Here is a 13,385-nt window from a genome sequence, read left to right as displayed (position 1 = left end):
CAATGGAGGTTTGAAACGTGCATCAAAAAGAATTTCGCATACTAGTGATCAATCCGGGGTCAACCTCTACTAAGATTGGAATTTTCGATAACGAACGGCCAGTATTTGAAAAAACGATCCGTCATGATACAGAAACCATCCATTCGTTTGATTCTGTTATTGATCAGTACGCTTTTAGAAAAGAAACGATCTTAGAAGCTTTAGACTACGAAGGCATTAATATTTCAAAATTGAGTTGTGTGGTCGGCCGTGGCGGTTTGTTAAGACCGATTGAAGGCGGTACATACAGCGTTAATGAACCGATGCTCAAGGATTTGAAAGATGGTTACGCAGGTGAACATGCTTCAAATCTAGGTGGAATTTTGGCATTTGAAATAGCGGAAGGTTTAAATATCCCTTCTTTTATCGTAGATCCAGTCGTAGTTGATGAGATGGATGAGATCGCAAGAATTTCGGGTGTTCCCGAAATGGAAAGAAAGAGTATTTTTCACGCGCTTAATCAAAAGGCAGTTGCACGACGCGTAGCTAAACAGTTGAATAAATCCTACGAAGCTCTTCGTCTTATTGTTGTTCACATGGGTGGGGGAATCACGGTAGGCGTCCACAAGGACGGAAGAGTAATCGATGTAAACAACGGACTGCATGGAGAGGGACCTTTCTCTCCTGAACGTGCAGGCACTGTTCCGATAGGTGATTTGGTTTCACTTTGCTTCTCTGGTGAGTTTTATGCAGAAGAAGTGATGAAGAAGCTCGTTGGCCAAGGTGGTCTTGTGGCTTACTTGGGAACAAACGATGCAAGAACCGTGGAAGAAAGAATCGAGAACGGTGACAAAAAAGCCGAGCTTATCTATGATGCGATGGCTTATCAAGTGGCTAAAGAGATCGGTTCTGCAAGTACGGTTCTTTATGGACAAGTTGATGCGATCATCTTAACGGGTGGTCTCGCTTTCGGAAAAGAATTTGTTAAGAAGATAACAGACCGAGTTGAATGGATTTCTGATTGTATTATTCAGCCGGGAGAGAATGAGCTTCAAGCGTTAGCAGAAGGTGGCCTTCGTGTATTAAGAGAAGAAGAAACAGCAAAAGTTTACCCTGGAGGAAAAACGATTGCTAGAGTGTCACTGGATTAACTAACAGCAAAAGGAGATATGAGCGATGTCAAAAGACTTTGATTTGGTCATATTGGGCGGAGGGACTGGCGGCTATGTAGCTGCCATCCGAGCTGCTCAATTAGGAAAAACCGTTGCAGTCGTTGAAAAAGGAAAACTTGGAGGAACTTGCTTACATAGAGGATGTATACCGAGTAAAGCGTTATTAAGAAGTGCTGAAGTATATAAAACAGCTAAAAAAGCTGCAGACTTTGGTGTTGAGATCGAAGGGCTTGGCTTAAACTTTTCCAAGATGCAAGAACGAAAGCAATCCATTGTAAATCAACTACATATGGGTGTACAAAGTTTGATGAAAAAAGGAAAGATCGAAGTCTATGAAGGAATCGGACGTATCCTTGGACCATCCATCTTTTCACCGATGCCTGGCACGATTTCAGTTGAGTTTAATGATGGCACAGAAAATGAGATTTTAATCCCGCAAAACGTAATTATTGCAACAGGATCTAGACCACGTTCGTTACCAGGGTTAGAGATCGACGGAAATCTCGTCATGTCTAGTGATGAAGCATTAGAGATGGAGTCTTTGCCAGCATCAATCATCATCGTCGGTGGTGGAGTGATCGGGATTGAATGGGCGTCTATGCTAAATGATCTTGGAGTAGAAGTAACGGTTCTTGAATATGCAGACAGAATCGTACCAACAGAAGACGAAGAGATATCGAAAGAAGCAGCACGCGTTCTAAAGAAAAAAGGCATCAAGCTTGTAACGAGTGCGAAAGTCCTTCCAGATACGTTAGAAAAAGGCGAAGGGGTAATGATTTCGGCTGAACATAAAGGCGAGACAAAACAATTTAGTGCCGAGAAGATGCTCGTTTCCGTTGGACGTATGGCGAACACAGAAGGAATCGGTTTAGAGAACACCATCATAAAAGTTGAAAACGGATACATTCAGACGAATGAATACTTCCAAACCGCAGAAAGCCACATCTATGCGATCGGAGATGTAATCGGAGGACTTCAGCTGGCGCATGTAGCATCTCATGAGGGAATCACAGCAGTAGAACACCTTTCTAACCTGAAACCTGAACCGATCAACTACGATAATATCTCGAAATGTATCTATTCAAGTCCAGAGATGGCAAGTGTAGGTCTTACCGAGAAACAAGCTAAAGACCAAGGTTTTAACGTTAAAGTTGGCAAGTTTCCTTTTAAAGCGATTGGAAAAGCTCTTGTTTATGGTGAAAGTGACGGGTTTGTAAAGATCGTTGCAAATAAAGACACTGATGATCTTTTAGGTGTTCATATGATCGGACCTCACGTAACGGATATGATCTCTGAAGCTGGTTTAGCGAAAGTTTTAGACGCAACACCGTGGGAGATGGCACATACCATCCATCCACATCCATCTCTATCAGAAGTATTTGGTGAAGCAGCATTAGCTGTTGAAGGAAAAGCGATCCATTTCTAAGGAGGTAAAACAAATGGCAGAATTACGTCATGAACAATTAGGTTTAACGAATGAAGATGTCATCCATATGTATAGAACGATGTTATTAGCAAGAAAAATTGACGAGCGTATGTGGCTGTTGAACCGCGCTGGTAAGATTCCTTTCGTTATTTCTTGTCAAGGTCAAGAAGCAGCCCAAGTTGGTGCAGCGATGGCGCTAGATAACGAGAAAGATTTTGTGTTGCCGTACTACCGCGACATGGGTGTTGTTTTGCAGTTTGGTATGACAGCGAAAGACCTGATGCTTTCTGGCTTTGCAAAAGCAGAAGACCCTAACAGCGGCGGCCGCCAGATGCCAGGACATTTTGGTTCTAAAAAGCTTCGCATCGTAACAGGTTCTTCACCGGTTACAACACAAGTTCCTCATGCTGTAGGAATAGCGCTTGGCGGGAGAATGGAAGGAAAAGACCTTGTAACGTTCACGACATTTGGTGAAGGATCATCAAACCAAGGAGATTTCCATGAGGGAGCAAACTTTGCTTCTGTTCATAAACTTCCTGTTATCTTTATGTGTGAGAACAATAAATACGCAATCTCGGTTCCAATCTCAAAACAGCTAGCTTGTGTGAACGTTTCTGACCGTGCGATCGGTTATGGTATGCCAGGAGTAACGGTGGATGGAAATGACCCACTAGCTGTTTATGAAGCTGTAAAAGAAGCTGCTGATCGCGGTAGACGCGGTGAAGGTCCAACTTTAGTTGAAACAGTTGCTTATCGTTTAACGCCTCACTCATCCGATGATGATGATCGTGCGTACCGAACTCGTGAAGAGGTTGAAGAAGCAAAAGCAAAAGATCCGATTCATACGTTTGCTGCTTACTTAAAAGAAAATAATATCTTAACAGAAGAATTAGAAAAACAGATCACAGACGAAATTCAAAAAGAAGTGGATGAAGCTACAGAATATGCAGAGAACGCAAAATATGCTGATCCTGAAAGCGCACTTCTTCATGTTTACGCAGAGTAAAGGGGGAAAACGAGATGCCGGTAATTTCATATATTGATGCTGTAACACAAGCGATTCGCGAAGAGATGCAACGCGATAAGCGAGTATTTGTAGTAGGTGAAGATGTAGGTGTACGCGGAGGAGTTTTCCGTGCAACGACTGGGTTAATTGAAGAGTTTGGTGAAGAGAGAGTGATCGATGCACCCCTCGCGGAATCTGCTATTGCAGGTGTAGGTATCGGTGCGGCGATGTATGGAATGCGCCCGATCGCAGAGATGCAGTTCGCTGACTTTATCATGCCTGCCGTTAACCAGATCGTTTCTGAAGCGGCTAAGATCCGCTATCGTTCGAATAATGACTGGACGTGCCCGATTACGATCCGTGCTCCTTATGGTGGCGGTGTCCATGGTGCGCTTTATCACTCTCAATCTGTTGAGGCGCTATTCGCTAACGTACCAGGCTTAAAGATTGTAATGCCTTCTACACCTTATGATGTAAAAGGTCTTTTGAAATCTGCTATCCGTGACGAAGATCCTGTTCTTTTCTTTGAACATAAACGTGCTTACCGACTGATTAAAGGTGAAGTACCGAGCGAAGAATATACATTGCCGATCGGAAAAGCGGACGTGAAGCGTGAAGGTGAAGATATTACCGTTATTACATACGGACTTTGTGTACACTTTGCTCTTCAAGCTGCTGAAAAGCTTGAAAAAGACGGAATTTCAGCTCATATTCTTGATCTTCGTACCGTGTATCCGCTGGATAAGGAAGCGATCATCGAAGCGGCTTCAAAAACAGGTAAAGTACTTCTTGTAACAGAAGACAACAAAGAAGGAAGCATCATGAGCGAAGTTTCTGCGATCATTGCTGAAAATTGTTTGTTCGAACTTGATGCACCTGTCCAACGTCTAGCTGGTCCAGATGTGCCTGCAATGCCTTATGCACCAACGATGGAAAAGCACTTTATGGTGAATCCTGACAAAGTAGAAAAAGCCATGAGAGATCTTGCGGCATTTTAACAATAGGAGGGGACTTTAATGGCTACAGAGAAAATTACAATGCCCCAATTAGGGGAAAGTGTAACAGAAGGAACGATCAGTAAATGGCTCGTTCAGCCAGGGGATACGGTTAAAAAATACGATCCACTAGCTGAAGTTATGACAGATAAAGTAAACGCAGAAGTTCCATCATCATTTTCTGGAACGATCAAAGAACTCGTTGCAGGAGAAGGAGATACTCTTTCTGTTGGCGAACTAATCTGCTACATCGAGACAGAAGGAGAAGGTGGAGGAAGTGCGACTGCAGCCTCATCTTCAACAGAAAAGCCTGCTGAGACAGCTTCAACACCTACAGAATCTTCACAGACGGGTGCAGCTAAGCCAGCAGCAAACGTTGATCGAGCGGCGAGAGGACGTTTTTCACCTGCAGTCGTTCGAATGGCATCTGAGCATGGCATCGATCTAGACCAAGTAGAGGGATCAGGACAAAGCGGAAGAATCACTCGTAAAGACCTTCAAAAGATCATTGACTCTGGCCAAATTCCTACAAAAGGTAACAAGCCAGCGACAGAAGAGGTTTCTTCTGCAGCACCTGTTTCTTCTCAATCTCAAGAAACGGCTACACCGCAACAACCATCAGCACCAGCATTAAAGCCGGTTGCGATTGACACTGTGCCTGGGGATATTGAAATTCCGGTATCGGGTATTCGTAAGGCGATCGCTCAAAACATGGTCCGCTCAAAGCACGAAGCACCACATGCATGGACGATGGTAGAAGTTGATGTAACGAACTTAGTAGAGTATCGTAATTCTGTAAAAGGTGATTTTAAAACTAAAGAAGGATACAACCTTACGTTCTTGCCTTTCTTTATCAAGGCTGTTGTAGAATCACTGAAAGAATTTCCTCAGATCAACTCCATGTGGGCAGGAGATAAGATCATTCAGAAAAAGGACATCAACATTTCGATTGCTGTTGCAACAGATGATGCACTATATGTTCCAGTCATCAAACACGCTGACGAAAAGTCTATCAAGGGAATCGCACGCGATGTCAAAGAACTAGCTGATAAAGTAAGAACGAATAAATTAGCTGGTGATGACATGAAAGGCGGAACGTTTACTGTAAATAACACAGGTTCTTTCGGATCTGTAATGTCTACGCCGATCATCAACTATCCGCAAGCTGCTATCCTTTCTGTAGAATCGATCGTTAAGCGCCCGGTTGTTATGAACAATGGCATGATCGCTGTACGAGATATGGTTAACCTTTGTCTCTCTCTTGATCACCGAGTTCTTGATGGCCTTGTTTGCGGACGCTTCTTAGCTGCAGTAAAAGCACGTTTAGAAAGCATGACAAAAGAAAATACATCCATTTATTAAAAAATGTGTTTTTTAGGTTTATGCGGGTTTCATTGCGGGTAGAGATAACTATCAACACCTCCAAACCCCATAACCCCCTAAGAAAAATGCCGTATATATATTACGGCATTTTTCTTTTTTATATGACCATAATTGAGTACAATAAGAAAGAAAGGAGCTGAATACAAATGAACTTTCAATTTAATCTTTTTAATGATGTAGTAGAAACGGCTCGTAAAGAAATGGTTGAGGCTGGTTATACACAGCTTTTTAAACCAGAAGATGTTGAAGAAGCTTTTAAAAAAGAAGGTACAACACTTGTTATGATTAATTCCGTTTGTGGCTGTGCTGGAGGAATTGCACGCCCTTCGGCTTCATATTCGGTAAAGCAAGACGTTCGTCCGGACCATCTTGTTACGGTATTTGCCGGCCAAGATAAAGAAGCAACAGAGAGAGCGCGTTCTTATTTTACAGGCTATCCGCCATCTTCCCCGTCATTTGCCCTATTAAAAGATGGAGAGATTCAAATGATGGTAGAACGTCATGAGATCGAAGGCCATGAACCGATGGAAGTTGTAAACAAGTTAAGAAGTGCTTTTGATACGTATTGTAAGTAAGGATTTAAGTGTGTATGAAGGAAGAAGCTGGCTCGAAATTGAGCCAGCTTTTTTTTATTGCCTATAAAATGACGGTGAATATGGATTTGTGAGCGATTCCAGGTATTTGTGAGCGATTCCAGGTATTTGTGAGCGATTCCAGGGATTTGTGAGCGATTCCAGGGATTTGTGAGCGATTCCAGGTATTTGTGAGCGATTCTAGGAATTTGTGAGCGATTCCTGGTATTTGTGAGCGATTCTAGGGATTTGTGAGCGATTCTAGAAATTTATGATTGTTCATTGAATAATGCTTACAAAATCTACAAATACGCTCTTAAACGAACCCCAGCCCCTTTTTTACAGCCCAAACATGGGACGAGTGAAATAGTATTTCTTCAGCTTGATCTATGTTCATCCACACTAGTTCATGATCTTGATCGAATGGCTCACTTGCATACTCTCCAAAAGAACCTGTATAAAAATACCCATTATTCATTAGATGTTCACCTTGTCTCGTCCTAAAATACTGCTTTGCATTTCCCAAAAAGTGATTCATCTGAAAAGTAAAGCCTGTCTCCTCGATACATTCTCTTATCAAACTAACATTATGATTTTCTCCGAGTTCTATTCCACCACCAGGCAAGAAGCCTTTGCCGTTTTGAATCATAACGGCAATATTCTTATGGTCATCTATTACTACGGCATATACAGCTTCTCGTCTGCGATAACTAACATCTTTTAACTTTGCACCAAATTCCAATGAAAACAACCACCTTGTCAGAATGCATATTAATACATTCAGAATTATTAAAATACTTAATTTTGCACATTTATGTGTTAATATTCATTTTAACGAATAAATATAAATAATTTATACAGGGGGAACAACACATGAAAAGAAATCTTTTTAGCATTTATTTTATCATAGTAATTGCATTCTTGGCGGGGTGTGGGGCAGTAGAAGAAAAGAGTGCTTCTAATACGGGGAGCGATTCCTCCGAGAAAACGTTAATCATGGCAACGTCAGCTGATTATCCTCCATATGAATATGTGGAAACAGCAAAAGGTGGAGAAATCGTAGGCTTTGATATCGATGTAGCAAATCATATCGCTAAAAAGCTAGGCTATAAGGTAGAGATAAAGGACATGGACTTCAACGGATTGATTCCAGCACTAGACAGCGGCAAAGCTGACTTTGTGATCGCTGGTATGACACCTAATGAAGAACGAAGAAAAACAGTAGATTTTTCAGATGAATATTATGCAGCTCAACAATTGATCGTTTCAAAAGACAAAAAGATTAAAAGTGTGGATGATCTTGAAGGGAAAACAATTGGAGTTCAGTTGGCTTCCATTCAAGAGAAAGAAGCAGATAAATTACTAAAAGACCACAAATTTGAAGTTGTACAGCGTAACAAAGTAACTGAATTGGTTCAAGAGATGAAATCGAACCGCGTAGATGCAGCGATTATTGAAGATGCTGTCGCTTACGAATTTTTGAAGAAAAATAAAGACCTTTCCTCGTTTGCGCTCCTAAACACAGACGCTGCAGGGTCGGCTATCGCTTTTCCTAAAGATAGTGAGCTGACAAAAGAGTTTAATGAGGAACTGAACAAGATGAAAGAAGACGGTACATTGGACAAGCTTGTTGAAAAGTGGTTCGGTGTTAAAAAATAGAGAAAGAGAGTGGTAGGCATGAACTTGGATTTTGCCCAGCTCGTGCCTTCTATTCCGTATATCTTATACGGAATATGGGTTACGTTGCAGTTCGTGGCGGTATCGTTAGTACTAGGATTCTTATGGGGAACGGTACTTTCCCTATTTAAAATAGGTAAGATTACGGTCTTAAGATGGTTTGCAGATGCATATACTTCGGTCTTCAGAGGAACACCTTTAATTCTTCAGATGTTATTGATCTATTATGCTGTACCTCAGTTGACAGGGATAGATATCGGCGCATTTTCAGCAGGGGTTTTGACGTTTGCTCTAAACTCAGCAGCTTATATATCTGAAATCATTCGTGCGGGTATTAATGCAGTCGACAAAGGGCAGAAAGAAGCTGCCATGGCTTTAGGTGTTCCATACCGAACGATGATGTTGAAGATCATTCTGCCTCAAGCCTTTAAGAACATTTTACCGGCATTGATGAACGAATTTATTACACTAACAAAAGAATCAGCAATCGTCTCAGTTATCGGAGCCCTTGATATTATGAGACGAGCTCAAATCGTTGGCGCAAGCAACTATCGCTTTTTTGAACCGTTATTATTAGCGGGGCTTGTTTATTATCTATTAGTTATGATGTTAACGTTGGCTGGTCGAGTTATGGAGAGGAGGCTGGCTAAGAGTGATTGATGTTCAAGGTTTGAAAAAAAGTTTTGGAAGTAATCAAGTGTTAAAAGGGATATCAACTTCTATCAAAAAAGGTGAAGTTATCGCTGTGATCGGACCTTCAGGATCAGGTAAGTCTACGTTTCTCCGCTGTTTGAACCTTTTAGAAACACACGATGAAGGATCTATTCTCCTAGAAGGCAAAGACATTAGCGAGATGGAACTTCATCTTCGCAAAAAGATAGGAATGGTGTTTCAGCACTTTAACCTGTTTCCTCATCTAACAGTGTTAGAGAATGTTACTTTCGCACCGCAGCAAGTTTTAAAGGTCTCAAGAAGTGAAGCTGATAAGGAAGCGTTAGATCTCCTTAAAACCGTTGGATTGAGTGATAAAGCGAACAGCTATCCTTCTAACCTTTCGGGCGGTCAGAAACAACGTGTTGCTATAGCAAGAGCACTCGCTATGAAACCTGAAGTTATGCTTTTTGATGAACCAACTTCAGCTCTAGATCCAGAGATGGTAAAAGAGGTGCTGCAAGTGATGAAGAACCTCGTTAAGCTTGGTATGACGATGGTTATCGTTACACATGAGATGGGCTTTGCAAAAGAAGTTGCCGACCGCGTCTTGTTCATGGATGATGGAAAATTAGTAGAAGATCAAGAACCTGCTATTTTCTTTGAAAATCCGAAAACAGATCGAGCTAAAGCTTTCTTAGAAAAAGTGCTATAATGCTTAAAAAAGGACTTCTTTGCTGAAGTCCTTTTTCGTTTCTATCTATCATTGAACTATGGAATAATGGTAAAAGATATAGAACGAGATCGGAAAGAAGGCATGCATTTGATGAAATTCACAATTGGCTATCGAACCTTGAAGACTGCAATCGGAGCAGGTCTGGCTATCGCCTTAGCAGAGTGGCTAGGGTTAGATTTTTATACATCAGCTGGTATACTAACCATTCTTTGTATAAAGATAACGAAAAAGAAGTCGATCATTTCTTCTTGGGAAAGATTTGCGGCTTGTATACTCGGAATAGGATTTGCGAGTGCAATCTTCTCGCTGTTCGGCTATCATCCTTACGCACTAACCATACTTTTAATCCTGTTCATTCCAACACTCGTTTCCCTTAACCTGAAAGAAGGCATCATCACATCGTCTGTCATCATCCTTCATCTGTACACCCTACAAAAGATCACATGGGAAATTGTGCTTAATGAATTTAGCATTATCGTTATCGGTATAGGGATGGGGTTAATCATGAATCTCTACATGCCATCAGTAGAAAAAATACTTTTAAACATGCAAAGGGAACTCGAAAAAAGATATAAAGTGATCTTTCACGAATTTCATTTGTATCTAGCTCATGATAAGCACGAATGGGACGGAAAAGAGATCACAGAATGCGCAGATCTCATCTCAAACGCAAAAAGCATTGCCTTTCGAGATATCGAAAATCATTTTCTTCGGTACGAAAACCAATATTATCTCTATTTTAAGATGAGAGAAAAACAGTTTGAGATCATTCAACGAATGCTTCCGATCATTTCATCCATCGATAAGACATATGTTCAGTGTGAAAAATTAGGAAGCTTTTTCGAACGCCTAAGCGCAGCCGTTCACCCAGGAAATACAGCCGTTTTGTTCTTAGATGATCTAGAAAAGATGAGACAAGAATTCCGAGAGATGCATCTGCCAAAAGACAGAGACGAATTCGAAACACGCTCAAAGCTCTATCAGCTACTCCAAGACATCGAGGATTACTTGATCATCAAAAGTAAATTTAAGAAGTAGGGGCTAAGATTTTTTTAAAATTTTTAACGTAATTTTAGACAAAGGTGTTAAATTTGATCACTTCTCATCACTGGTCAGTTGACTGTAGTGAAAGGTGCGAGACTCCTGCGGGACAAGCGGTCAGGTGAGACACTTAATGGCGCATAGCGGCAAGTGGCTCACCGCCTGCCCCGCGGAAAGCGAGCAACTGTAACGAAAGTCAACTCTTACAAAATCACCTAAGTAAAAACAAAAAAGTAACTCATGACTTCCCCTGCATTTACAAATACTAAGTAAAAAATGACAGGGTGATCAAAATGGGAAAACTAAAATTAGCTCTTATCTTGTTATTTTCACCAATATGGCCAATCGGAGACGCACATGCTTTAGGAGACCCTTATATAATCATTAATAAGACATCCAACAGATTAGCTTACGTTGAAGAGGGGACGATTAAAGAAATCTATAAAGTAGCAACAGGCAAGTCGAAAGAACTAACACCAGAAGGCGAGTTTACCATCACGGTAAAAGCTGTGGATCCGTATTATCGAAAAAAGGATATACCTGGTGGCGATAAAACGAATCCACTCGGTACCCGCTGGATCGGTTTTGATGCAAATGGTACAGACGGTCGCACTTTCGGAATACATGGAAATAATAATCCATCTGCCATCGGAAGATATGTCACCGCTGGCTGCATACGGATGTATGAAAAAGATGTTCAGAAGCTTTATAGCAAACTAAAGATTGGCACAAAGATAAAAGTGATTCACTCCCAAAAAAGCTTTGATTCTCTCATTAAACAGTAATGTAAAACCCCCAGTCCATCGAGGACTGGGGGTTAACTATTTTATAAGAAAAAAGCGACTCCAGTTAAAAGACTGCTTAGAACGAGACAGATAATCATAACGTACACAATCGTTTTTATTAGTTTTTGATTCAAAGCCATAACCCTCCTATAAACATTTCCTATTTAATTGTACCGTGTTTAGAAAGGAGAAACAAGAAATCCTAAAAGACCAAATTGCAAATTTAGTCGAAAATTTGCGCTTTCAAGCAGGAAAAAGCGCTTACAAAACGAAAGATGTTATGTTGAGACTATTTTTTTTGTTAAACAGGAGGCTTCTAATGGATAAACAACAGCGTATAAAAGAATGGCAAGAAAAGACTACACAATCAATGAATAGATTTCCAGAACGAAAAGAAAGATTTCATACTTCATCAGATATAGAGGTTGAAAGACTATATGGTACCGAGGATGAGCATTATCCGATGGAATCCCTCGGGCTTCCAGGAGAGTACCCATACACACGAGGCTCTCAATCTACCATGTACCGCGCAAGGTTCTGGACGATGAGACAATACGCAGGGTTTGGTTCAGCTGAAGAAACGAATAAACGTTTTCGTTATTTACTTGATCAAGGACAAACGGGTCTTTCGGTAGCATTCGACCTCCCTACACAGATCGGATATGATTCTGATCACTCAATGTCACGCGGTGAAGTAGGAAAAGTAGGAGTAGCGATCGATTCAATTGAAGACATGGAAGCTCTTTTAAAAGATATTCCCCTTGATAAGGTGAGTACTTCAATGACGATTAATGCACCTGCTTCTGTTTTGCTCGCCATGTATATCGCTGTTGCAGAGAAACAGGGTGTAGCTGCAGAGAAACTTTCAGGAACAATACAGAATGATATTTTAAAAGAATATATCGCGCGTGGTACATATATTTTTCCACCTAAGCCTTCTATGCGATTGATTACAGATATTTTCGGCTATTGTCAGGAAAACGTGCCAAAGTGGAATACAATCAGCATTTCTGGCTATCACATCCGAGAAGCTGGGGCGAATGCTGCACAAGAACTTGCTTTTACGATCGCAAATGGACTTGCCTATGTGGATGCAGCCATAGAAGCCGGACTAAATATCGATGACTTTGCTCCACGGTTAGCCTTTTTCTTCAATGCGCATAATCAGTTCTTTGAAGAGGTTGCAAAGTTCAGAGCAGCTCGTAGAATGTGGGCAAAACTTATGAAAGAACATTATGGAGCTAAGAATCCTAAGTCATGGCAGCTACGTTTTCATACGCAAACAGGAGGCTCGACTCTTACGGCTCAGCAGCCTGATAACAATATCGTACGTGTTACGACCCAAGCACTTTCAGCAGTTCTAGGTGGAACCCAGAGTCTTCATACGAACTCAAGAGACGAAGCACTTGCTCTTCCTACAGAAGATTCGGCTCGAATCGCTCTTCGTACTCAGCAGATCTTAGCGCACGAAACAGGTGTGGCAGATACTGTTGATCCACTGGCGGGTTCTTATTACGTAGAACATTTAACAGATGAGTTGGAACGAAAAGCAAACGAATATATAGAGAAGATCAATGTGATGGGTGGTGCTGTTGCTGCCGTCGAACAAGGATATATGCAGCGTGAGATCCACCATACGTCCTATGAAACACAAAAGAAGATCGAGAGTGGACAAGAGATCATCGTAGGGATGAACAAATTTAGTATTGAAAATGAACCTCAGCCCGAATTATTAAGAGTCGATCCAACTTTAGGAGAGAAACAGAAAGAAAAGCTGCAGGCACTGAAAGCCAAGAGAGATCAAAACCGAGTGAGCGCTCAGTTGGAATCGTTACGTGCTGCTGCTAAAAGTGATGATAACTTAATGCCAATCATCGTTGAATGTGTGAAATCATATTGTACGATCGGAGAAATATGCGGTGTGCTTCGTGAAGAGTTTGGAGAGTACACAGGGGTCTAAAA

14 protein-coding genes are annotated in these 13,385 nt (G+C 41.3%); 12 read left to right on the top strand and 2 right to left on the bottom strand.

The genetic code is table 11. The features are described 5' to 3' along the window. Positions 1-17: 17 nt before the first annotated feature. From buk to ABE65_RS13695, 6 genes are all read left to right on the top strand, one after another. Positions 18-1,130, top strand: a complete 1,113-nt coding sequence (gene buk, locus ABE65_RS13720) for a butyrate kinase (protein ID WP_066395992.1) — start codon at positions 18-20, stop codon at positions 1,128-1,130. A gap of 25 nt (positions 1,131-1,155) precedes the next feature. Further along, positions 1,156-2,577: a dihydrolipoyl dehydrogenase gene (gene lpdA, locus ABE65_RS13715; protein ID WP_066395989.1), complete on the top strand. Its 1,422-nt coding sequence runs from the start codon at positions 1,156-1,158 to the stop codon at positions 2,575-2,577. A 13-nt stretch (positions 2,578-2,590) separates the two neighbouring features. Then, the gene (locus tag ABE65_RS13710; protein ID WP_066395980.1) at positions 2,591-3,583 is read left to right on the top strand and encodes a thiamine pyrophosphate-dependent dehydrogenase E1 component subunit alpha; all 993 of its coding nucleotides are present in this window, start codon (positions 2,591-2,593) and stop codon (positions 3,581-3,583) included. A 14-nt stretch (positions 3,584-3,597) separates the two neighbouring features. After that, on the top strand, positions 3,598-4,581 hold the full coding sequence (locus ABE65_RS13705; RefSeq protein WP_066395978.1) for an alpha-ketoacid dehydrogenase subunit beta: 984 nt from the start codon (positions 3,598-3,600) through the stop codon (positions 4,579-4,581). Between the two features lie 18 nt (positions 4,582-4,599). Continuing rightward, on the top strand, positions 4,600-5,940 hold the full coding sequence (locus ABE65_RS13700) for a dihydrolipoamide acetyltransferase family protein (RefSeq protein ID WP_066395976.1): 1,341 nt from the start codon (positions 4,600-4,602) through the stop codon (positions 5,938-5,940). Positions 5,941-6,107: 167 nt separating this feature from the next. Further along, on the top strand, positions 6,108-6,536 hold the full coding sequence (locus ABE65_RS13695; protein ID WP_066395973.1) for a BrxA/BrxB family bacilliredoxin: 429 nt from the start codon (positions 6,108-6,110) through the stop codon (positions 6,534-6,536). A 313-nt stretch (positions 6,537-6,849) separates the two neighbouring features. On the opposite strand, the gene ABE65_RS13690 is transcribed toward ABE65_RS13695, so the two are convergent. Further along, positions 6,850-7,275 carry an NUDIX domain-containing protein gene (locus ABE65_RS13690; RefSeq protein WP_197480304.1) on the bottom strand — a complete coding sequence of 142 codons (426 nt, stop codon included), beginning with the start codon at positions 7,273-7,275 and terminating at the stop codon, positions 6,850-6,852. A gap of 131 nt (positions 7,276-7,406) precedes the next feature. Here ABE65_RS13690 and ABE65_RS13685 point away from each other — a divergent pair, with 131 nt between their 5' ends. From ABE65_RS13685 to ABE65_RS13665, 5 genes are all read left to right on the top strand, one after another. After that, positions 7,407-8,192: a transporter substrate-binding domain-containing protein gene (locus ABE65_RS13685; protein WP_066395967.1), complete on the top strand. Its 786-nt coding sequence runs from the start codon at positions 7,407-7,409 to the stop codon at positions 8,190-8,192. An 18-nt stretch (positions 8,193-8,210) separates the two neighbouring features. Further along, on the top strand, positions 8,211-8,870 hold the full coding sequence (locus ABE65_RS13680) for an amino acid ABC transporter permease (protein WP_066395966.1): 660 nt from the start codon (positions 8,211-8,213) through the stop codon (positions 8,868-8,870). Beyond that, positions 8,863-9,576 (top strand): amino acid ABC transporter ATP-binding protein, encoded by a 714-nt coding sequence (locus ABE65_RS13675; RefSeq protein ID WP_066395961.1) that lies wholly within the window; start codon positions 8,863-8,865, stop codon positions 9,574-9,576. Before ABE65_RS13680 ends, ABE65_RS13675 begins: the two co-directional genes overlap by 8 nt. A gap of 111 nt (positions 9,577-9,687) precedes the next feature. Then, on the top strand, positions 9,688-10,635 hold the full coding sequence (locus ABE65_RS13670) for an aromatic acid exporter family protein (RefSeq protein ID WP_066395959.1): 948 nt from the start codon (positions 9,688-9,690) through the stop codon (positions 10,633-10,635). A 296-nt stretch (positions 10,636-10,931) separates the two neighbouring features. Further along, positions 10,932-11,423 (top strand): L,D-transpeptidase, encoded by a 492-nt coding sequence (locus tag ABE65_RS13665; RefSeq protein ID WP_066395958.1) that lies wholly within the window; start codon positions 10,932-10,934, stop codon positions 11,421-11,423. Positions 11,424-11,464: 41 nt separating this feature from the next. Here ABE65_RS13665 and prli42 read toward each other — a convergent pair whose 3' ends face one another. After that, positions 11,465-11,557 carry a stressosome-associated protein Prli42 gene (prli42, locus tag ABE65_RS21910; RefSeq protein ID WP_197130929.1) on the bottom strand — a complete coding sequence of 31 codons (93 nt, stop codon included), beginning with the start codon at positions 11,555-11,557 and terminating at the stop codon, positions 11,465-11,467. A gap of 185 nt (positions 11,558-11,742) precedes the next feature. Here prli42 and ABE65_RS13660 point away from each other — a divergent pair, with 185 nt between their 5' ends. Continuing rightward, positions 11,743-13,383, top strand: coding sequence for an acyl-CoA mutase large subunit family protein (locus ABE65_RS13660; protein WP_066395952.1), 1,641 nt, complete (start codon positions 11,743-11,745; stop codon positions 13,381-13,383). The last annotated feature ends 2 nt before the right edge of the window (positions 13,384-13,385 follow it).

Origin of the sequence: Fictibacillus phosphorivorans (assembly GCF_001629705.1) — a bacterium.
GTDB classification, from domain to species: Bacteria; Bacillota; Bacilli; order Bacillales; family Fictibacillaceae; genus Fictibacillus; species Fictibacillus phosphorivorans_A.
The sequence above is the reverse complement of the archived record's forward strand: the minus strand, read 5'-3'. Positions and strand labels throughout refer to the sequence as shown.

Coding starts and splice junctions, on each gene's coding strand:
- lpdA (WP_066395989.1), top strand. CDS start 1,156: ATGTCAAAAGACTTTGATTTGGTCATATTGGGCGGAGGGACTGGCGGC.
- ABE65_RS13710 (WP_066395980.1), top strand. CDS start 2,591: ATGGCAGAATTACGTCATGAACAATTAGGTTTAACGAATGAAGATGTC.
- ABE65_RS13705 (WP_066395978.1), top strand. CDS start 3,598: ATGCCGGTAATTTCATATATTGATGCTGTAACACAAGCGATTCGCGAA.
- ABE65_RS13700 (WP_066395976.1), top strand. CDS start 4,600: ATGGCTACAGAGAAAATTACAATGCCCCAATTAGGGGAAAGTGTAACA.
- ABE65_RS13695 (WP_066395973.1), top strand. CDS start 6,108: ATGAACTTTCAATTTAATCTTTTTAATGATGTAGTAGAAACGGCTCGT.
- ABE65_RS13685 (WP_066395967.1), top strand. CDS start 7,407: ATGAAAAGAAATCTTTTTAGCATTTATTTTATCATAGTAATTGCATTC.
- ABE65_RS13680 (WP_066395966.1), top strand. CDS start 8,211: ATGAACTTGGATTTTGCCCAGCTCGTGCCTTCTATTCCGTATATCTTA.
- ABE65_RS13670 (WP_066395959.1), top strand. CDS start 9,688: ATGAAATTCACAATTGGCTATCGAACCTTGAAGACTGCAATCGGAGCA.
- ABE65_RS13665 (WP_066395958.1), top strand. CDS start 10,932: ATGGGAAAACTAAAATTAGCTCTTATCTTGTTATTTTCACCAATATGG.
- ABE65_RS13660 (WP_066395952.1), top strand. CDS start 11,743: ATGGATAAACAACAGCGTATAAAAGAATGGCAAGAAAAGACTACACAA.